The organism is Paenibacillus sp. AK121 (genome assembly GCF_019042715.1).
Lineage (GTDB): Bacteria > Bacillota > Bacilli > Paenibacillales > Paenibacillaceae > Paenibacillus > Paenibacillus polymyxa_C.
This window is the reverse complement of sequence record NZ_JAHPJM010000002.1, coordinates 112,782-132,647: the sequence shown is the minus strand read 5'-3', so window position 1 is coordinate 132,647 and position 19,866 is coordinate 112,782. Positions and strand designations below refer to the sequence as shown.

The following is a 19,866-nucleotide window of genomic DNA, read 5'->3' as shown; positions in this document are numbered from 1 at the left end:
ATTTAGAGTCTAAAGGTATGCTTTTTAGCACATGCTAGAATCCTGTACTGCCCCCAGTCCGCTCTATTAGTTGGCCACATCTATGAGATGCTAAAAATAATATAAAATAGCCCACCAGTAATTTGGTAGGCTATTTTATATTTAGTATTTTCATTATAAGAATATGTCTAGTAACGGCTGCCAAACACATTTGAACTAACAGCATCGATACGAGCAAAATCCTCAGGGGTAAGTTGAATATCAACGGCCTTGATATTATCCTCCAAATACTTACGACGTTTCGTTCCAGGTATCGGCAATGTACCTCTTTCAATTGTCCATGCGATTGCTAATTGAGGTACCGTACAGTTCTTTTCTTTAGCAATTTCGGCTAGCTTATCAACGATATTAATATTTTCCTTGAAGTTATCGCCCTGATAACGTGCCAATGAATTGCGTATATCGTCTGCTTGCAAGTTTTCATTAATATGACGTTCCCCAGTAATAAATCCTCTGCTTAAAGGACTATATGCTACAAGAGTAATCCCTAATTCTTTTGCAGTGGGCACAACTTCCTCTTCAATGTCTCGAGTCCAGATAGAATATTCCGATTGAATTGCAGAAATAGGATGTACTTCATACGCTTTGCGAATAGTAGCTGGATTAATAACAGACGCATTTATTCCGTTAGATAGGCCAAGATAACGTACTTTTCCGGCTTTCACTAATTCAGCCATTGCGCCAACCGTTTCCTCAATTGGAACATTAGGATCCACCGTATGTTGATAATACAGGTCTATATGATCAATCCCAAGACGTCGTAGGCTTTCATCAATTGCTTTCTTTACATAGTCAGGGTGTCCACCGATGAATTCCCAATTGGGACCATATGAAAACTTAGTAGCAACGATCGCCTGATCTCTTCGTCCCTTCAATGCTTTTCCTAACAGTTCCTCGTTATGACCGTTACCATACGCATCAGCCGTATCAAGCAAAGTCACCCCGAGATCAAGCGCCCGATGAATCGTTTTGATAGACTCTTCATCATCTATAGCTCCATAAATACCAGGGGACATGCCCATCATACCCAAGCCAATAGAAGAAACTATGACATCACTACGTCCAAGTTTCTGTGTTTTCATTTTAGGCACCTCATTCTTAAAGTTCTTCACTTCATGTACAGATTAGCATACAAAAAATACAAAGTAAACAAAATACTTATTTATTGTTTACTTTGTATTCCGTTTGTATGCTGCTGTTCTAATTCAGGTTATAATAGATGCAGGAGGGACTTCATTTGAATAACTATATGCAAGATAAAAAACATGAAAAAAAGACCAAGCTTATTAACAAGCTACTGCCCTATCTACGAAAAAACGGACTTCAATCTATTCGGATGGATGAGATTTCTAAAGTAATGGAGATCAGTCGAGCCACCTTATATAAGTATTTCGCAACTAAAGAAGAAATTGTACAGTTCATCGTGGACGGATTTATTGAATACCTGAAGGACTTGACTTATAGTTCTTTGGATTCCAGTCAAAGCTTTGGTACTCGTTTCTTGAAGATATTTGAACAGACTATTTCTCTTGCCGTTTATTTTTCAGACACTCTTCTTCAGGATATTGAAACCAGTTATCCAGATTTGTTTGATCGCTTTGACAAAACTATGAGAGAGCGCGAAGACAAAATACTAGCTTTTTATAAAGAAGGCATACAAGAAGGTTTTTTCAATGAAATTAACGGCAGACTGCTAATTAAGCAAGATGAAATTCTAAGGGACTTGTTTGATATTAAATACCTCATGACCAATCAATTTACGGTTCAACAAGTTTTATACGATTATTTTCAGTTAAAAAAACTTCAGTTGTTTAAGCCGGAAAAACTTGTAGTGATTGACGATAAAATGATAATGCCAGTACTAGAATACTTGACTCAAAAAATCTCCAAAAACATTCTTTAACCTTTATAATTTTCTAAAAACGAAGAGGCTCTTCAAACAGACAGAAGCTTCGTAAAAGAATTCGCTTTCTTTACGTTTGTTTGTTCGACTTCTTAAAAACGAAAAGAAGCTGCTCAATAAGCAGCTTCTTTTCGTTTAGATCGAATCACTTATTAATAATCCCCGCTTATTAGTGTATTCCAACCTTTCTGTATAGCTTTACGAATTATGTTTGTAATTTCGTGCTTTTCGGGTAAGGGTTGGTAACCCAGACTTTCCCCAAAGAGAGGAATATGTATATGAAGAAAGCTATGGTCATTGTAAATCCCTCTTCTGGCAAAGAGGAATCCCTCCAACATGTCAGAAACGTAGAAGAAATTCTACGTGAGCAAGGATACGCCGTTACAGTCGAAGAGACGGCACAAGAACTTGATGCCACCCGTTTTTGCGTCACTGCATGTCAGGAGACTTATGATCTAGTCGTTTCCCTCGGTGGAGATGGCACGCTTCACGAAACCATTAATGGTTTCATGGATCAAGCCCATCGTCCAAAACTAGGGGTCATCCCGCTTGGGACCGTCAATGATTTTGCCCGTGCCTTACAAATTCCGCTAAGTCCTGAACTGGCGATCCGTACACTCACTTCTGCTCGCGTGAAAGCCGTAGATATGGGTCTCTTAAACGGTCGAATGTTTGCCAATGTTGTTGCCACTGGCTCGCTTGCCGAATCGCTATCCGCTGTGTCGTCAGACGATAAATCCATGTTTGGTACATTTGCCTACTTTAAAGAAGGTTTGAAAGAACTTATCAACCATCCTGCCCATCCGCTTATCGTCCGCTATGATGACAAGACTTGGGAAGGCGAATCCCCACTCTTTCTTGCTGCTTTAACCAACTCAGTTGGCGGATTTGAGAAACTGGCGCCCGGGGCGGCTGTTGATGATGGCCTGCTTCACTGCTTTATTTTCAAAAACCTTAATATATTGAACACGGTGACAGCCAGTATATCCTTATTTTTAGGCAACCTGAAGGATCATAAAGATGTCGTTTACTTTGCCGCAAAGCATGTAAGTGTCAGCTCCGCAGAATCGGTCAGTACGAATGTAGATGGTGAGGAAGGACCCTCTTTGCCTATCGAGCTTCGTATTCTGGCACGTCACATCGAGGTGATTGTGCCTGAGGAGTCTAAGTAATAAAGTGCTTATCCTCAGGCTTGAGGCTCATACTCGCTCAATTTCCCCTCGTAGATCAGATGGAATCGGTCACTTTGCCGAAAATCGTCTGGTGTAATAAGGGCGGGCAGCTTGTTCCATATTTTGATACCGGATCGCTGTAAAATTTCCGCGACGAATTGCGAACAAAAATAAGAATTACTGAACTCGACTGGTTCTTTGAGTGCAACGCCAATTAATCCCAGTAAGTTATACATATATTTTTGCCGACTTCGGATAAATACATGTAAAACTCTCTTCATTTTCTCGACTTCACGGTTGGTTACTTGAAGCTCGTAGATGACACATGTTGTATTCGGAAATCTGCTGTATGTACCTGTCTTAATATCCTCTTTCACGAAACCGCCATCCAGAGGGTTACTGGGGGTCTTTCTCCCGAAGCTGTATAACTCCGAAAGTTCTCGGTTGAAGGAAATGGAGGCGTGATTGTATGGTGCTCTTGTATAGCTTTTAATGACTCTCGTCAGAAACGTTCCCGTATTCGTAAGCAAGATAAAAACCGATTGATCAGCTACCATTTACGAAACTTCCCCTTATCAAGTTTGAATTATTCCTTCATAATAACATAGGACCCCCTTCAGGGAATCCTATTTCGCTATAAGTTGGTGAGTCGCAATGGACAGTTCGTTATTAACGTTAACCCTCATTTGTATAGCCTTATTAATCATCCACCTGATTTATATAGTGGTAGTCAAAACACAGCCAAACAAAGACTATGCAGCTATTGGACTTCGCATTAAGACCTGGTGGGGCATGTTCTTTATCTTTTGCCTGGCAACACTTTTCAATCCGATCGTTTCACTGCTTTCCTTGATGGTACTCACTTTCTTTGCGCTAAAAGAATACTTCTCCATGATTAGATCCAGAAAGGCTGACCGCAGGTTGTTTTTATGGGCATACTTGGCGATTCCTGTACAGTTTTATTGGATTTATATCGGGTGGTATGGAATGTTTATCGTCTTTATCCCTATCTATGTATTCTTGCTGCTGCCGCTCCCGCGATTGATCAATAAAGGAACCGTTGGTTTCTTGCGCAGTGTCAGCTCGACTCAATGGGGACTCATGCTGATGGTTTTTGGACTGAGTCACCTGGCTTATTTTCAGTTTGCTACGCCGCAATACGGAGCGAAACTTGTACTTTTTCTAGTGGTACTGACACAGCTCAATGATGTCGTACATTATCTGGCATCACTCTATTTCGGCAAGCGGAAAATCGTCCCGACATCCAATCCCAATATAACTTGGGAAGGTTTTGCATTTGCTTTTCCCATAACCATAGCGGCTTCCTATCTAATCTATCCGTACCTGACGCCGTTTGATCTGAAATTTGGGATTATTTTCGGCATGTTGATTAGCTTGAGCGGTTTCTTCGGGAGCTTAACGGTTTCCGTACTGAAACGAGATTTATTAATCGGCGATGATAATAAGTTCGATGCTTTGAAAAAAAGCTACTTAAGCCGAGTGGATAGCTTGACTTACACCTCGCCCGTCTTTTTTCACGTGATTCGTTATTTTTTCGACTTTATGTAACAATATGTTTTTCTTCATCGCTTCACGATACTCTGCTTGCTTCTCACCGTTTTCATTTTGGTTAGCCGGGGTAAGTACTACTGTACCGCAAGCAGTCCTTATCCAGGAAAACAATCTTGAGGAGGCGTTAGAAATGGCAGAGCATAATCATGTTGTGAATAAGGAAGGCGAAGTGGCCTTGAACAAGGTAGATGACGCGTTAAATCGGATAGACGACAGCAAAAAGGATGACATCTTGGGCAGCTTTGATTCATTCAAAAGTTATTTGAGCGACAAAATTGAAATGGCTCAAAAAATCGGCTTGAATGAAGAAGTGATGGCAAAAGCAGCTGAGAAGATCGCAGGCTATCTGGCAGCCAAGGAAGAACCGCGCAATAGCGAGGAGAAGCTTCTTCAGGAATTGTGGAAGGTAGGGGACAAAGAGCAGCAGCACGCGCTTGCTCATATGCTAGTACGTGTGGCTCAATCCTCGTAGAATTATTTAATCTATGAAAAACAATATTTTACTATAAAAGAGCAGTCTATCCTTAGATGAAGATAGACTGCTCTTGCGTTTACTATCGTTGCAGCGCGTTCCGCTAATGATTACAATATGTTCTGCTTAGCGCATGGAATTAATGCACCTGAGTCAGTAATTGATATGCATCTTCCTTGGTCGTAACCGCCAGAAGCGCTTCTCTAAAATGGTCGTCCATCAGCTTACGAGATAGCATTTGTAGCACCTTCAGATGGGCATTGTCCTTACTATTACGCGGAACAGCAATCATGAAGATCAGTTTCGCTTCACTTCCGTCCAGACTTTTCCAGTCCACTCCGCTCCGCTTCACCCCAAAGACCACGCTTGGCTTCAGAACAGCTTCCGATTTACCGTGAGGAATGGCAATATTCATTCCAATGCCTGTGGAGCTTTCCTTCTCTCGGTCCAATATAGCCTGTTTAAAACCACTGGCAGAACTTACGGCTCCATTTCTCTCAAGTGCTCCGATCATTTCATCAATCACGGCATCCTGTGTCGTTCCTTCCAGATCCAGATTAATCAGATCCATCGTTACAATATCTGTCAACTTCTCAATGTGAATGGCTTGCGAAGATACCTCGGGCTCGTTATATGCAATCGCTGAAGCTGATGACTCGGCGGCAGTCGTAGTCATCGTAGATTGTTCCGTTACTGCGGCAGAATTTCCAGATGTCTCTTCTCCAGCAACAGCCGGATTTGCAGTTGCAATATCCCTTTTCAGCAGACTCACCAGGATAACTGAGACGACTGCTCCGACAATAACAGCAATGAAGAACATGAACACATTGTCCACTGCACCAAGAATGGCTACAATCGGTCCACCATGAGCTACCTTATCTCCTACATTTCCCAACATCGCAATGACTGAACCGACCATAGATCCTGCCATGATACTAGGAATAACACGCAATGGATCTTGTGCAGCGAAGGGAATCGCTCCTTCAGTAATACCGAATAATCCCATCGTGAATGTAGCTTTTCCGGCTTCGCGTTCTGCTGGTGCAAATTTACGCTTGTTGATCATTGCTGCAAGTCCCATTCCAATCGGTGGAATACAAATCGCAACGGCGATCGGTCCCATAATTTCGTAATTTCCTTCACCAATCATGGCCGAGCCGAATAAAAATGCTACTTTATTGACTGGACCACCCATATCGAAGGAGATCATCGCACCTAAAATCAGTGCCAATAGAATTGAGCTTGTACCTTGCATACCTGCAAGCCAACCCGTCAAAGCTTCAAACAATTGTGCGACTGGAGAACCGATGATAAAGACAAAGATTAATCCTACAATTAAAGATGACAACACAGGGATAATAATAATAGGCATGATCGGCTGTAACGCTCGCCCAACCTTCATTTTCCGAATACCCAGTGCAACATAACCCGCCAGGAAACCAGCGATAATTCCGCCGATAAATCCGGCTCCCGCCTCACTTCCATAAAAACTGCCGTTCGCAGCAATGAATCCGCCAACCATACCCGGTGCAAGCCCCGGTCTATCCGCAATACTCATCGCGATGAATCCAGCGAGGATTGGTATCATAAAGGTAAACGAAGCCGAACCGATATCCTGAACCGTCTTCCAAAATGAACCGTCCGGTATAACCAGACCGCCTGGTGTCTTCTCACCACCAATCGTCAATGCAATGGCAATGAGCAATCCCCCAATGACGATAAAGGGCACCATATAGGATACACCATTCATCAAGTGGCGGTAGATAGGATTTTGCTTCGGTTTATTCTCCTGTGAGCTAGCTTCGGAGGCACGTGACTCTGCCTGGTACACAGGCACATTCCCCTTCATCACCCGCTGGATCAATTCTTCCGGACGGCGAATCCCATCTTGTACTCCAACGACCAGCAATTTCTTGCCGACGAAGCGGTCTTTGACCACCGTCTTATCCGCTGCAATAATAATGCCATCCGCTTCACGGATCTCCTGCTCCGTTAGTTGATTTTCTACTCCAATGGAGCCTTGTGTCTCGACCTTCATCTCGATACCCAGCTTAGCTGCTGCCTTTTGCAGATTCTCAGCTGCCATATACGTATGTGCAATTCCGTTAGGACATGAGGTAATCGCTAATATCTTCATAGTCATTCCCCTTCTCTCTGATGTTTCCGCTTACATTGATAGTATAACCGCCTTTTTTGCTGTTATCGGGCGAACTTTTTACCGGAACTTTCGGAAAAACAGAATAATACGGACAAAAAAAACAGGACTTATAAATAAGTCCTGCTCCAAAGCACGGCTTTTAATTTTAGTTTATCCCTTTAGCTTCCCTAATAGTCTCATCGCATCGGTCTCCTTAGATAAAGCATGAACTAGAGCTGGCTGCTCACTGATTAGGGACAATTCCTTAAATAACTGCCGCATTTCTTCCCGCCCATCCTGTTTTACCGCAAGCAAGAACACAAGCTCCACTTTCTCGGTTCCCCAAGTAAGTGGCTTCTTTAAAGTAGCGACTACAATGGAGGACTGCCTTATCCACTCTGATCCGCCATGCGGGATAGCTATGCCTCCCCCAATCGTCGTAGCCGACATTTTTTCTCGCGCCAATACGCTGTCCACATATCCATTCTCCACATACCCTTTGTCCTCCAGTATTTGCGCCAGCTTGGAAATCAATTGTTCCGGACGCTGCACTTCTTGCTGGGGAAAGACTAAAAAAGGTGTAGTATACTTAAAAAATACAGATTCATCTGCGACTCTAGGTTCGGGCTCATCCATTCGTCTGATCACTTGTTCCAGTTGACGCTCATCCTTGGCATCCAGCAATGGAGAGACGAGAATGTGCGGAACGCTCAACTCTGGAAGAGCTACGGTTGTAATGATGAGATCCACCTCCTGGGTTGCCAGATAGTCCTGGACTTCTGCCTTAGAAAGGGTTATCTCCACATGTACAGCCGGAAACTTACGTTCCACCTTTGTGCGCAGTAGCTGGGACATACCGATACCCATGTGACACACGATGATGGCTCTCTGAGGATGACTCTCTTTCTGGTGAAGTCGTTCCACAGAAGCCTGAAAATGTAGCGTTAAATACGCCGCTTCCTCCTCAGGGAACGATAACCGGACCAAATCCCCTACCTCTTCCAGCGTAATAATAACCCGGTCAAACATGTAAGGATACATCTTCTTAATCTCAGTCAGCATAGGATTGGACACCGTCAAACCATATTGAAGCCGGTTCAGGGTCGTATATAAATGGACCTTCAACCCTTTCAGCAACATCTTATCCTTGGAAAAGTCAATCATATTCAGCTCCGACATCCGCCGGACTAACTGCTCAATCAGCTTAGGCAAAAGCGGATGGCTGTCTGCCAGATCGCTTTGTTTGCCCTTTCTATCCTCTTGCTGGTAACGGAACTTTCCGCCCAGCAAATGCAGGGTTAGATAGGCCGTTTCTTCCTTGGAAAAAGGTACGGAAAACAGCTTTTGCAGCTGCCGTAAAAACGAAGTAGCCCATGTAAATTCGGCCTTTTCCTGCAAAAAGGCAATGTCTTTCTCGGAGAGAGAGATGGGCTGTCCCAGCTTGGTTCGTTTGACCATTAAGAGAATATGGAGCATTAAACCCTCAAAAGCTTCATCAGTAAAGCTGAGTTCATGATGCTTTTGAAATGCTTTTAATTCATAATTAATGGTTGCAATCTCGTGCGGCTCAAACTGCTTGCGCATCATCTGTCCTGTTAACTCAGGACTATCAATCAGCTGATTCATCCGCGCCAAAGCGATCCGCTTGTTTTTCTCTGTGCCTTGAATGGTCAAGCCTACGCGCTGCTTGGTAACCAAGGCAAGATCAAAGCTGTGCAGCCAGTCATCAATCTTCTCCATATCTCTACGGATCACCGTCTTGTTCACATAATACTGGGAGGCCAGATCTTGTATCGTTACAGGCTTGGCATCCATCAAGAGCCGATAAGCGAGATGCAGCACCCTCTCCTCATCCGATTCATGCTGGGCTGTACTCTCGCCTGCATACAGACGGTGAAATAAATCAGCCTGCTCCGCTTCACTTATCTCCAAATAAATACCTCGTCCCGGTCTTCTCACCAGATTTGCATCGGAGTGCTTGACTAGATATTCTTCAATTACTTTTAGATCGTTTCGAATTGTCTTTTCTGAGCAATCCGTTTGATCGGCCAAATCCTGAACTAACCACAGTCGGTTCGATTCAATTAACAACTTGCGGAAAATTTCTACTTGCCTTTTGTTCATTCCAATCTCCTATCTTCCAAAATAAAGAATGTTCAGGCATATCGGGCAATAATTCGTTGGTTTTGTGTTGACTTTAAGTATACTCCAAGTAGTACATTTAAAGCATGGTGGCCGCCAAATTTAAGAATGATGAAAAGAGGATTGCTCATGAATATTGGAAAAACAGTGCTTATTACGGGGGCCAACAAAGGAATCGGATATGAAACGGCCAAGCAATTGGGGGACACAGGTTTTACAGTTCTGATTGGCTCACGGAATGAGCAGAGTGGCCGGGAAGCGGTGGCTAAGTTGGCTAATGAGGGAGTAGAAGCCCGATTGATTTTGTTAGACGTGACGAATCAAAGTACGATTGATTCCGCAGTCCATCAGATCAAACAAGAATTCAGTTCCCTTGATGTACTAATCAACAATGCTGGAGTATCTCTTGGGGGGGCCACTCCTCCAAGTCAATTCCCTTTAACCAATTTAAAAGAAACGTATGAAACCAACTTTTTCGGTTTGGTCGCGGTGACTCAAGCCTTACTTCCTTTATTGAAAAAATCTCCACGCGGCAGAATTGTTAACTTATCAAGTGGCCTTGGTTCGTTAACCTATAATAGCGATCCTGAGCACGAGCATGCCCAATTTAATTTACTTGCCTACAATAGCAGCAAAGCAGCGGTTAATATGCTAACCGTCACACTTGCCAAGGAATTCAAGGACTCACCTCTCAAAATTAATTCAGCTGACCCCGGCTTTACCGCCACCGACTTAAACGGCTTTACAGGACCGGGTTCGGTACAACAAGCTGCTGCTATCGTTGTTCGTTTAGCAACTTTACACGATGATGGGCCGACAGGAGGGTTTTTCGATGCGAGTGGAGAAGTACCTTGGTAATTGTTACAATTAAGGAGTGGGATACTTTGCAGGAAATTCCAGAGACCGTAACCTCTATTAGTCAAGCTGCTGAACTAACAGGTTTAACAGAGGATACCATACGTTACTATGAGCGAATTGGCTTGCTACCTTATGCAGAACGAAAGGCTAACGGACACAGGTTCTACAGTAGAGATCAGATTCTAGGGATTATCTTTCTAACCCGATTAAAAGCTACTGGGATGACCATAGAAGAAATGAAACATTATCAAGAACTTTCGATGCAAGGTAACAGCACCATCCCGATCAGACATTCCTTACTTGAAAAACATAGTCAGAAGATTCAAGGAGAAATCTCCAGACTGATGGAAACCCAAAAAATTATTGAATATAAACTCAATCATTATCGTGACCTCTCTACCAACCCTGATCTTACCGACACTAATTGCAACCCTACAACGAAGGAAAACTTATAATAATAACCCCTTTTCAAAGGGGTTATTTCCATTTTAACCAGGAGATTGATGGAGCCCCCGTAATACCCTACAATCGAAATATAACCTAAGTTTCTAGGGGGAGTAACAGTGATCACCTATTTGAGATGCAATGAAGTCAGCATGGAGCACATTTTCCAGGCATTTTCGCTCGGATTCTCAGACTATTCCATTCGCCTGACCATGGAACAGGACGATTTTGCGGCACGTTTTTTCGGTCCAGAGGGTAATTCACGGAGCCACTCTTTCCTTGCCATGGATGAAGATCAGCCAATCGGCTTGATTCTCGGCGGTATCCGGCAGTTTGACGGGTACCAGACCATGCGTTGCGGTACGCTATGCATCGGTCCACCTTACCGTGGCCAGGGTATTAGCAACAGGTTGCTCGAATTGCATAAACAAACGGCCATCTCCGCGGGCTGCCAGCAGCTATGGCTCGAAGTCATCAGAGATAATCACCGAGCTGTCCAATTCTATAAAAAGCATGGCTATCAGGCACGCTATACGCTAAAATATTATAACGCTATGCTCCCATCGGTCTCTCCCGCTCCTTCATCTTCTTACACTCTTAAAAAACTTATATTTGATGATGTCGCAGATTTCCGTACAACCCTCACCGACTGTCACATCCATTGGCAAAGTGACACACCTTATTACGCCAACAGCACACAAGAAGTTTTTCTCGGCATCTATGCAGTCGATCAAACCCGACTCGGCATGATTGCTATGGGTGCTCAAGGTAAAATCAACTTTCTTTGGGTCGACCCCAAACATCGAAACCAAGGCCTTGGACGTATCCTACTTCATAAAGCGGCAGAAACCCAAAAGGCCGAGAAGGTATATATCTGCCTGTCCGACAATAACTCTCTTGAAGGCTTTATCCAAAAGGTAGGCTTCTCTAAGGACCCTACTGAGCAATATGAAATGTATATACCCCTTCATAGATAATTGATATATTCTGATTTAACGAGTGCGCACATGCAAAGATCATCATATTTCCCGGACGTAAATTCATACTGGGACAGGATTCCTTCCTGCCGAAAGCCTGCTTTTTCAAGCAAACGCAAGGATTGCGTATTCTCCGGCTCTACTAGCGCTTGAATTCGGTTCAAGAGGAGGGTATTAAACCCATAGTCGATTACAGCTGCAAGTACCTCTGACATTAACCCTTGGCCCCAATAGGCTCTGGACAATTCATAACCCATTTCTGCTCGGTGATGACGTTGATCCCAGTTATGAAATCCGCAAGAACCGATGATTTTACCTTCATTCGTTTGAAGAGCCCAGCGGATTCCCTGGTCTGCCTCAAAAATCTGATCATACCAACTGATCTCATCCAATGCGTCCTGTTCAGACTCAAATGGGCTCAGTCCATAAAACTTCATCACCTGCTCATCTGAAAAGTATTCCAACATGTCCTTGCTGTCCGTCGCTACCATTTTTCGTAATACAAGACGTTCGGTTGTTATAACCGGAAACTCACCTTTCATATTCTCACCCCTGTCCCCTTGTTCACTTTCGCCAGCTTTCCATTCATACCTACGCCTCCTAGTTCAATATTCGATTTCATTACTTTCTTCTTCCAATTATAAAGTAATTGAAAGAATACCTCTAAAGGGATATTTATAATTAGTTCTTTGTTTATAGAATGTTTTCCTAAACATGGATGATAAAAAGACCGTTATATAAGGAGTGTGTCTTAAATTATGGAATATTAAAATGAGGTGTACGATTTGGAAGACCAGCACATATCACAGAATTCACAGGCAACAGCAAGAGAGAGGTACATTCGGCATGGGCAAAACTATGGGGAAACAAACAGAATGGCTGAAATATCAAAAACCTACGGTTCGTCTATTTTGTTTAGACGTTGGGGAGCAACGATTTTTGATTTCATATTTTTTATAATCGGTTATATTTGTTTTTTTATCTCGGTCATTCAGGTAACAGACAGATGGTTGTTGCCTTTAGCGATTGCTTCCCGTTGCATTCTGATTATAGCTTTCTTCTGCTATTATTTGCTTTTGGAAGGTTACACAGGCTATACGCTTGGCAAATTCGTTTTTCGTATTAAGGTGGTTAACGGGGAAGGAAAACCTCCTGGGTTTCTTAAATCACTCATTCGCACGCTGCTCAGGTTAATAGATACCAATCCATTGCTAATGGGTTCACTACCTGCTGGTATCAGCGTGTTAGTAACTGCATCAAGACAACGAATTGGTGATTTAGCCGCAGGTACATATGTGGTAAAGGTACGGGATTTAGAGCCGATTAGCAAAAAGGTAATGAGATGGTCGCTCTTTATATTTTTTACCGCAATGGTGATTTTGGGAGCCTCGTTTGTAAATGCTATTTTTGTACTGGCAAACAGTTACGAGTCCAGTGAAGCTCCGGTAAGCAAGCAGGAACAGAGCTATGTAAGTAGAGATGGAAGATTTCAAATCTCAGCCCCGTTAGACTGGTCAACAGACCCGGACTGGGAAGGAAAAGCAGATATTGCGATATTCAATCCCTACATTCAAAAGTCTGTTATCGTACGATCTAATTCGAAGGAGAAATTGGGTAATGTAACGCGCCAGTACTACACAAAGAAAATCCAAAACAATATAACCAAAGAGTTTAATCTCTCTACGGTAGGACCTTCATCCAACACCACGATTCAAGGATATCCTGCCACTCAGTTCACGATTAAAGGACAGAAAGATGTAGACCGTTATGTCACCCATGTAGCTATTATTGAAACTGAAAATAATTTCTATCAGATCATCGGTTATACACCTGCATCAAAATATAGCCGTTTAAAGAAAGAACTTCATGACATTACCTATAGCTTTCGTGAGGTTCGACCATAGGCAACATGACTAGCAATGAGAGAATACGACGCAAAAAACAGGCGCTCCTTGGAGCCCTGTTTTTTTGCATACAACTACTCTTGATATCTATGATAAAATAGGCTGACACGTTCAGCGCCCTGCTCTATTATATTGTTCAGATGCACAACGAATTGAAAACCCTTTCAAAAATGCGATATAGTAAAACACCTTACATCACTAGATAAAGGAGGAGTCCTGATTTGTTTCCGCTCTCCGAAAGACAAGCCCAAGACATCGTAGACAAAATGATGAAGGATATTCCATACAACATCAATATTATGAATGAACGAGGCATCATCATTGGCAGCGGCGAGAGTGAACGAATCGGAACCATTCACCAGGGGGCTGTTCAGGCGCTCGAAACCGGGAAAATGATTGAAGTGTGGCAGGACGGACATTACGAGAAAAAGGGAACCAATGAACCAATTGTCATTCATCATGAGCTAGTCGGTGTCATTGGTATTTCAGGCAATCCTGACGAAGTGCGTCCTTTTTGCAATATTGTTAAAACTACGGTGTCTCTTCTGATTGAACAGCGCATTTCCTTGGAGCATTTGGCCCACGAGGCCAACCGTAAAAAATCCGTACTGGAAATGCTGTTAAATCATCAGGGAGCCTACACCCAAAAAATAAAAAAAGAAGCTGCTCAATATCACATTGATTTGCTTCTCAAAACTTCGGCTGTATATGTAAAGCATCTTCCTTCAGATCCTGCTCATTTGGCCGAGTTATCCAATATATTGATGCAGCACCCATCCTTTCGGATGGAGGAAGACAGTTATCTCATCCTGATACAAAATCAGGAACCAACCGCCAAACTGTTGGAACCACTTGTACGCAGCCATCCCGATGTGCTGCTTGCCATCAGCAGACAAGAACACAGCATTGCCAATGTTTATATGCAAGCCAAGTCCGCTATGAATGTTTTACTAGCACTGCGTCCGCCTGTGCAGATCGTTTCTTTTGTTGAAGTCGAATTTCTGGTCAAATTAAGCCAAACCAACCTGACCAACACGATTCATCTGGTTAGCAAGCTGGAAGATACCGTGGATTTGCTGGATACGCTGCGAAGCTTTATTAACCATAACGGCAGTGTCTCCTTCACCGCAGATGAATTAAACATTCACCGAAATACACTGCAATACCGCCTGAAGCGCATCCATACCTTAACTGGCAAAGATCCCCGGAATCTCCTTCAGCTTTTTGAGCTTACGCACGGCTTATTGGCGCTGTATCAATAAACTGCCGGATCACGCGAGAATCCGTTCATTTCTCATTGAATTGAAGTACTCTTGCGATATTCTCGCACGTACGCTCTACATTTTGCGGTCCTTCGGCCAGCAGCTTACCCAGCTCCGAGGCTCCCGGCACGATGCCAAACACTGCATCTATTCCTTCCTTGTACAGCGTGTCGATCCCTTCCCCGATATAACCTGCGACCGCAATGACCTTTTTGCCGGATTGTTTGGCTGCCTGAGCTACTCCGTACGGAGTTTTACCGAATTTGGTCTGAAAATCAATGCCGCCTTCCCCCGTCAATACGATATCGGCCGTGGCTAGCTTCTGCTTAAAACCAGTGTATTCAATCACGATTTCAATGCCTTTTTGCAGCGTCGCCTGAGTAAAAATCAATAAGCCCGCACCCAAGCCACCTGCTGCACCTGCGCCCGGAAGATCGCGTACATCCTTGCCCAGCTGCTGCTTCACCACATCCGCATAATGGGCAAGATTGGCATCCAATTGCTGCACCATTTCTGGCGTTGCCCCTTTTTGCGGGCCGAATACACGGGATGCCCCATGCTCTCCGCAGAGCGGATTTGTCACATCACAGGCTACAATCAATTGCACCTGCTGCAAGCGGTCATCCAGTGATGAAATATCAATACTGGCCAGCTCGCCCAGACTGCCGCCGCCGCGTGGAAGAGGATTGCCTGCTGCATCCAGAAATCTAGCGCCCAGCGCTTCTGCCATACCTGTACCGCCATCATTCGTGGCACTTCCGCCAATGCCAATGATAATTTTTCGAATTCCCTGGTTCAGACACTCCCGAATTAACTCGCCTGTACCATAGGTTGTTGTCTTTAACGGGTTTTTGTTGTCCTTATTAACCAGATGGATTCCGCTGGCAGATGCCATCTCGATTGCCGCAGTGGTGCCGTCTCCCAGCAAGCCGTATGCCGCATTTACAGGTTCTCCAAGCGGTCCGGTCACCTCCATGTAACGAAGCTGTCCGCCTGTCGCATCCACCAGTGATTGTACCGTTCCTTCACCGCCGTCTGCCATCGGAACGTGGACATAATGGGCTGTAGGATAGACCTTGCGCAGCCCTTTCTCCATTGCGATGCACACTTCCTTTGCCGTCATGCTTTCTTTAAAAGAGTCCGGTGCCAGTACAAATGTTTTCTCTCTCATTTTGTCACCCCATCGTGAATATTAAAGTATAAATCCATATATGATTGTTGCTACAATCGCCATAGTTCCGCCCACAATAGCCTCATAAGGGATCAATCCCATCCGTTGTTTAATGCTCATTTTCATGCTGTCTGCCGTAACGTGAAAATAGTTGCCCTGTGGTAAGGAATCAATGACGGTAGCTCCTGTATGCACCATTACAGCGGCGGCTAACGGGGCAGTCCCCATGTTCAAAATGGCTTCCCCAAACGAGCCAGTCGCCAAAATAACGCCCGTCGAGGTCGACGCTGTGGCAGCCGCCATCAGAATCCCTGCAAGCGGTGCCAAAAATGTGCCAGAAACTCCCGAAGCTTCAATCAAGCCAACTACCTGAGCAGATAAATTGGAGGCAGAGATCAGACCCGCAATCCCGCCTGCACCGATCAAGATAAGCACGGTTGCCGTCATTTTATTCAAACCGGAAGCCGAATACTTCAGAATATTGCGCCCTTGTCCCATGGCCAGCATACCCACAATCCCGGCAATCGGCAGAATGTACATTGCGTCGACCTTGAAATTCGACAGTGCTTCAATGCCAGAGATGGAACCAATCGGGTTAATCATCAGCAAAATAACGGCTACCACCGGAGCTACAATCGCCCGTCCCAATGCCGGGTACTTCGACGTATCGACATCACTATCCATAATATCCTGTTCGGATACCTTCACGCCCTTGTTTTTTAACATAGACGCCACCAGAACAGTCATGATTAATCCGCATATCGCGGGCACCACACCCGCCAACATAACGTGGCTTAAATCCAGATTAAACCCGCGTGCTGCCGCAATCGTATTGGGATTTGGAGAGATAATATTTCCCGCCTTTCCGCCTCCAGACAAGGCCAGCAGGAGAGCCAGCTTGGAAATCCCCATTTTGTTCCCAACCGACAAAGCAATAGGTGCCACGATTAGCACTGCGACGGGAATAAATACGCCTACTGCTGTAATAATCATCGTCGCTAACGCTAGGGCAAGGATCGCTTTACTGCCGCCAAACTTCTTTACAATAGTCTGTGCAATTGTCTCCGCTGCCCCAGACTCCATCATCACGCCTGCTAATACACCGGCCGCGAGCACACGAATGACCGTCCCCATCACACTTTGCGTACCACTAATTAACACGCTGATCGTTTGCTCCAGATTGGCTCCGCCCAATAAAGCGCCTACAATAGCTCCCAAAAATAAGGCGTAAACCGGATTCAGCTTTCTCAATATCAAAATAATTGCAATAGCCAGCCCTGCCAGAGCTCCTATCCAACTGATCGTTAACCCTTCCATCTGTCTAACCCCCCGGGCAATTTTTGATTACGCTTTCATTATATCGATTGCAGAGTGTGAATTATATTGAAGAACAGACGAAATTGATTGTGCATTTGCACAAAAAAACCGAACTGGCTTACAAAAATAATCTAATGAATACGCTTGCAAATTTAAAATTTTAGATTATAATACTTGTATACAAGTATACTTGATTGATGAGAAGGTGAATTTATGGTTCAGTCTAGTGAATTCTTATATCCCTCCAAATGGCTTCTAAAAGCCTCTGCTGGTGATCGTGTAACATCCGAGCTTAGAATGCGCATCATTTCTGGCGCAATTGAAAGCGGTACCATATTATCTGAAAATAAATTGGCTGCTGATTTTGCTGTAAGTCGCTCACCTATTCGTGAAGCGTTAAAAATACTGGCTTCCGAAAATATCATCCGCTTAGAAAGAATGGGTGCCGTTGTTATGGGGCTATCAGAGAAAGAAATAGAAGAAATTTATGATGTTCGTCTACTTATAGAATCCTTCGTATTTGAACGTCTTATAAAGATGGACACGAATGATTTAGCAAAGGAACTTAGTAAAATACTCGAAATGATGAAGGTCGCGGTCAAATACAGTGATGCCGATGAATTTTCATATCAAGATGTCTTGTTCCATGAAACGATTATTCGTACAGTTAATCATTCATATATCCTGATGATCTGGAATAATTTAAAGCCCGTGATGGAAAGCCTTATTCTGTTGTCGATGCGTATGCGTTTCAAAGAAAAGTATGAAGACTTTACGCGGATTGTAAAAAATCATGAGCTTTATATTGAAGCAATCCAGGCAAAAGATAGAGACCTTATGATTAAGTCTTTACATGTAAACTTTGATGATGTTCAAGGTAAAGTAGAAGACTTATGGATGTCCCAACAACTGCTGTCCAAAGGAGTCGTGCCACAAAATGACTAACTATATGTTAGGTATAGATATCGGAACCACCAGTACGAAAGCCGTTTTATTTAGTGAAAAGGGCGAGGTCATCCAACAAGAAAATATTGGGTACCCGCTTTATACACCAGATATAGCGACAGCTGAACAAAACCCCGAGGAGATTTTTCAGGCAGTCCTACAAGCGACTTCCAATATCATGAAACATCACTCACAAAAAAAGCTATCGTTTGTTTCATTTAGCAGTGCCATGCATAGTGTCATTGCAATGGATGAACACGACCGTCCACTTACACCTTGTATCACTTGGGCAGATAATCGCAGCGAAGCGTGGGCACATCATATAAAAGATGAGTTGAATGGCCAAGAAGTCTATAGACGAACAGGAACACCCATTCACCCCATGTCACCCTTAACTAAAATAGCTTGGATTGTGAATGATCTTCCTGAAATCGCTATCAAGGTTAAAAAATATATCGGGATTAAAGAATATATTTTCAAAAAGCTCTTTGATTTATATGTTGTTGATTATTCCCTGGCTTCAGCCATGGGCATGATGAATCTCGAAAATCTGGATTGGGATGAAGAGGCCTTAAAAATTGCGGGGATAACCCGTTCCCAACTATCTGAGCTCGTACCCACAACCAAAATATTTACCGACTGTAATTCAGTTTTAGCAAAAGAGATGGGGATCGATCCACAAACACCATTTGTCATTGGAGCCAGCGATGGGGTTCTCTCTAATCTAGGTGTCAATGCGATACGAAAAGGCGAAGTTGCCGTCACCATTGGGACAAGCGGTGCCATTCGAACCATCATAGACAAGCCACAAACAGATGAAAAGGGAAGAATATTTTGTTATGCGTTAACGGAAAAGCACTGGGTCATTGGCGGACCGGTAAATAACGGCGGGATGGTCCTTCGCTGGATTCGTGACGAGCTTGCCTCATCAGAAGTAGAAACAGCGAAACGACTAGGAATTGATCCGTATGATGTACTAACCAAAATTGCTGAACGCGTAAGGCCAGGGTCTGAGGGATTGTTATTCCACCCCTACCTCGCTGGTGAACGTGCACCCTTATGGAATCCAGACGTACGTGGTTCATTCTTCGGTTTAACGATGTCACATAAAAAGGAACATATGATTCGCGCAGCCTTAGAAGGAGTCATTTACAATTTATACACCGTATTTTTGGCCTTAACCGAATGCATGGACGGGCCCGTGACCCGAATCCAAGCTACAGGAGGCTTCGCAAGGTCAGATGTTTGGCGGCAAATGATGTCTGATATATTCGCATCTGAAGTCGTCGTTCCGGAAAGCTACGAAAGTTCTTGTCTAGGAGCTTGTATTTTAGGCTTGTACGCCACCGGAAAAATCCAATCATTTGAAGTCGCCTCTGAAATGATTGGCAGTACCAACAAACATGCACCCAAAGAAGAAGCAACCAAGGAATATAGAAAGTTGCTACCGATTTTCATTAACCTATCCAGAGTTTTGGAAGACGATTATACACGGATTGCCAATTATCAAAGAAGCTTAATTAAACACTAAAAGGATAAATACAGGGGGTA

General features: G+C 43.8%; 18 protein-coding genes. 11 read left to right on the top strand and 7 right to left on the bottom strand.

What is annotated here, in order from left to right; all coding sequences use genetic code 11:
* Nucleotides 1-167: 167 nt before the first annotated feature.
* Nucleotides 168-1,121, bottom strand: a complete 954-nt coding sequence (locus tag KSP24_RS03860; protein ID WP_064962827.1) for an aldo/keto reductase — start codon at nucleotides 1,119-1,121, stop codon at nucleotides 168-170.
* Nucleotides 1,122-1,276: 155 nt separating this feature from the next.
* Between KSP24_RS03860 and KSP24_RS03855 the strand changes: the two genes are divergently transcribed.
* Together KSP24_RS03855 and KSP24_RS03850 are read left to right on the top strand one after the other, a co-directional pair.
* Nucleotides 1,277-1,942 carry a TetR/AcrR family transcriptional regulator gene (locus KSP24_RS03855; RefSeq protein ID WP_025678118.1) on the top strand — a complete coding sequence of 222 codons (666 nt, stop codon included), beginning with the start codon at nucleotides 1,277-1,279 and terminating at the stop codon, nucleotides 1,940-1,942.
* 278 nt (nucleotides 1,943-2,220) lie between these two features.
* On the top strand, nucleotides 2,221-3,114 hold the full coding sequence (locus KSP24_RS03850; RefSeq protein ID WP_064962828.1) for a diacylglycerol/lipid kinase family protein: 894 nt from the start codon (nucleotides 2,221-2,223) through the stop codon (nucleotides 3,112-3,114).
* Nucleotides 3,115-3,128: 14 nt separating this feature from the next.
* Here the strand turns inward: KSP24_RS03850 and KSP24_RS03845 are convergent, their stop codons facing one another.
* Nucleotides 3,129-3,671 carry a hypothetical protein gene (locus KSP24_RS03845; RefSeq protein WP_064962829.1) on the bottom strand — a complete coding sequence of 181 codons (543 nt, stop codon included), beginning with the start codon at nucleotides 3,669-3,671 and terminating at the stop codon, nucleotides 3,129-3,131.
* Between the two features lie 97 nt (nucleotides 3,672-3,768).
* On the opposite strand from KSP24_RS03845, the gene KSP24_RS03840 reads away from it, so the two are divergent.
* Nucleotides 3,769-4,683 carry a phosphatidate cytidylyltransferase gene (locus KSP24_RS03840; protein WP_064962830.1) on the top strand — a complete coding sequence of 305 codons (915 nt, stop codon included), beginning with the start codon at nucleotides 3,769-3,771 and terminating at the stop codon, nucleotides 4,681-4,683.
* A 133-nt stretch (nucleotides 4,684-4,816) separates the two neighbouring features.
* Complete coding sequence (locus KSP24_RS03835; RefSeq protein ID WP_013373818.1) at nucleotides 4,817-5,158, top strand: DUF3243 domain-containing protein; 342 nt, start codon at nucleotides 4,817-4,819, stop codon at nucleotides 5,156-5,158.
* 139 nt (nucleotides 5,159-5,297) lie between these two features.
* Here the strand turns inward: KSP24_RS03835 and KSP24_RS03830 are convergent, their stop codons facing one another.
* Both KSP24_RS03830 and KSP24_RS03825 read right to left on the bottom strand, forming a co-directional pair.
* The gene (locus KSP24_RS03830) at nucleotides 5,298-7,295 is read right to left on the bottom strand and encodes a PTS fructose transporter subunit IIABC (protein ID WP_064962831.1); all 1,998 of its coding nucleotides are present in this window, start codon (nucleotides 7,293-7,295) and stop codon (nucleotides 5,298-5,300) included.
* A gap of 171 nt (nucleotides 7,296-7,466) precedes the next feature.
* Nucleotides 7,467-9,419: a BglG family transcription antiterminator gene (locus KSP24_RS03825; RefSeq protein WP_216974517.1), complete on the bottom strand. Its 1,953-nt coding sequence runs from the start codon at nucleotides 9,417-9,419 to the stop codon at nucleotides 7,467-7,469.
* 147 nt (nucleotides 9,420-9,566) lie between these two features.
* On the opposite strand from KSP24_RS03825, the gene KSP24_RS03820 reads away from it, so the two are divergent.
* From KSP24_RS03820 to KSP24_RS03810, 3 genes are all read left to right on the top strand, one after another.
* The gene (locus KSP24_RS03820; protein ID WP_216974516.1) at nucleotides 9,567-10,295 is read left to right on the top strand and encodes an SDR family oxidoreductase; all 729 of its coding nucleotides are present in this window, start codon (nucleotides 9,567-9,569) and stop codon (nucleotides 10,293-10,295) included.
* Nucleotides 10,289-10,750 (top strand): MerR family transcriptional regulator, encoded by a 462-nt coding sequence (locus tag KSP24_RS03815; protein WP_254207596.1) that lies wholly within the window; start codon nucleotides 10,289-10,291, stop codon nucleotides 10,748-10,750. The genes KSP24_RS03820 and KSP24_RS03815 overlap by 7 nt, the downstream gene beginning before the upstream one ends.
* Before the next feature lie 108 nt (nucleotides 10,751-10,858).
* Nucleotides 10,859-11,716, top strand: a complete 858-nt coding sequence (locus KSP24_RS03810) for a GNAT family N-acetyltransferase (RefSeq protein ID WP_216974515.1) — start codon at nucleotides 10,859-10,861, stop codon at nucleotides 11,714-11,716.
* Here KSP24_RS03810 and KSP24_RS03805 read toward each other — a convergent pair.
* A complete protein-coding gene (locus tag KSP24_RS03805; RefSeq protein WP_216974514.1) occupies nucleotides 11,707-12,258 on the bottom strand; it encodes a GNAT family N-acetyltransferase in 552 nt (183 codons plus the stop codon). The two genes, KSP24_RS03810 and KSP24_RS03805, sit on opposite strands and share 10 nt — an antisense overlap.
* 243 nt (nucleotides 12,259-12,501) lie before the next feature.
* Between KSP24_RS03805 and KSP24_RS03800 the strand changes: the two genes are divergently transcribed.
* Both KSP24_RS03800 and KSP24_RS03795 read left to right on the top strand, forming a co-directional pair.
* A complete protein-coding gene (locus KSP24_RS03800; RefSeq protein WP_216974513.1) occupies nucleotides 12,502-13,620 on the top strand; it encodes an RDD family protein in 1,119 nt (372 codons plus the stop codon).
* A 221-nt stretch (nucleotides 13,621-13,841) separates the two neighbouring features.
* Entirely contained in the window at nucleotides 13,842-14,882 is a 1,041-nt protein-coding gene (locus tag KSP24_RS03795) for a CdaR family transcriptional regulator (RefSeq protein WP_137079550.1), read from the top strand.
* Between the two features lie 25 nt (nucleotides 14,883-14,907).
* Here the strand turns inward: KSP24_RS03795 and KSP24_RS03790 are convergent, their stop codons facing one another.
* Nucleotides 14,908-16,053, bottom strand: coding sequence for a glycerate kinase family protein (locus KSP24_RS03790; RefSeq protein ID WP_216974512.1), 1,146 nt, complete (start codon nucleotides 16,051-16,053; stop codon nucleotides 14,908-14,910).
* Between the two features lie 21 nt (nucleotides 16,054-16,074).
* The gene (locus KSP24_RS03785) at nucleotides 16,075-17,370 is read right to left on the bottom strand and encodes a GntP family permease (protein ID WP_129550272.1); all 1,296 of its coding nucleotides are present in this window, start codon (nucleotides 17,368-17,370) and stop codon (nucleotides 16,075-16,077) included.
* 213 nt (nucleotides 17,371-17,583) lie between these two features.
* On the opposite strand from KSP24_RS03785, the gene KSP24_RS03780 reads away from it, so the two are divergent.
* Both KSP24_RS03780 and gntK read left to right on the top strand, forming a co-directional pair.
* Complete coding sequence (locus tag KSP24_RS03780) at nucleotides 17,584-18,315, top strand: GntR family transcriptional regulator (protein WP_126666314.1); 732 nt, start codon at nucleotides 17,584-17,586, stop codon at nucleotides 18,313-18,315.
* Entirely contained in the window at nucleotides 18,308-19,846 is a 1,539-nt protein-coding gene (gntK, locus tag KSP24_RS03775; protein WP_216974511.1) for a gluconokinase, read from the top strand. Before KSP24_RS03780 ends, gntK begins: the two co-directional genes overlap by 8 nt.
* Nucleotides 19,847-19,866 lie beyond the last annotated feature (20 nt).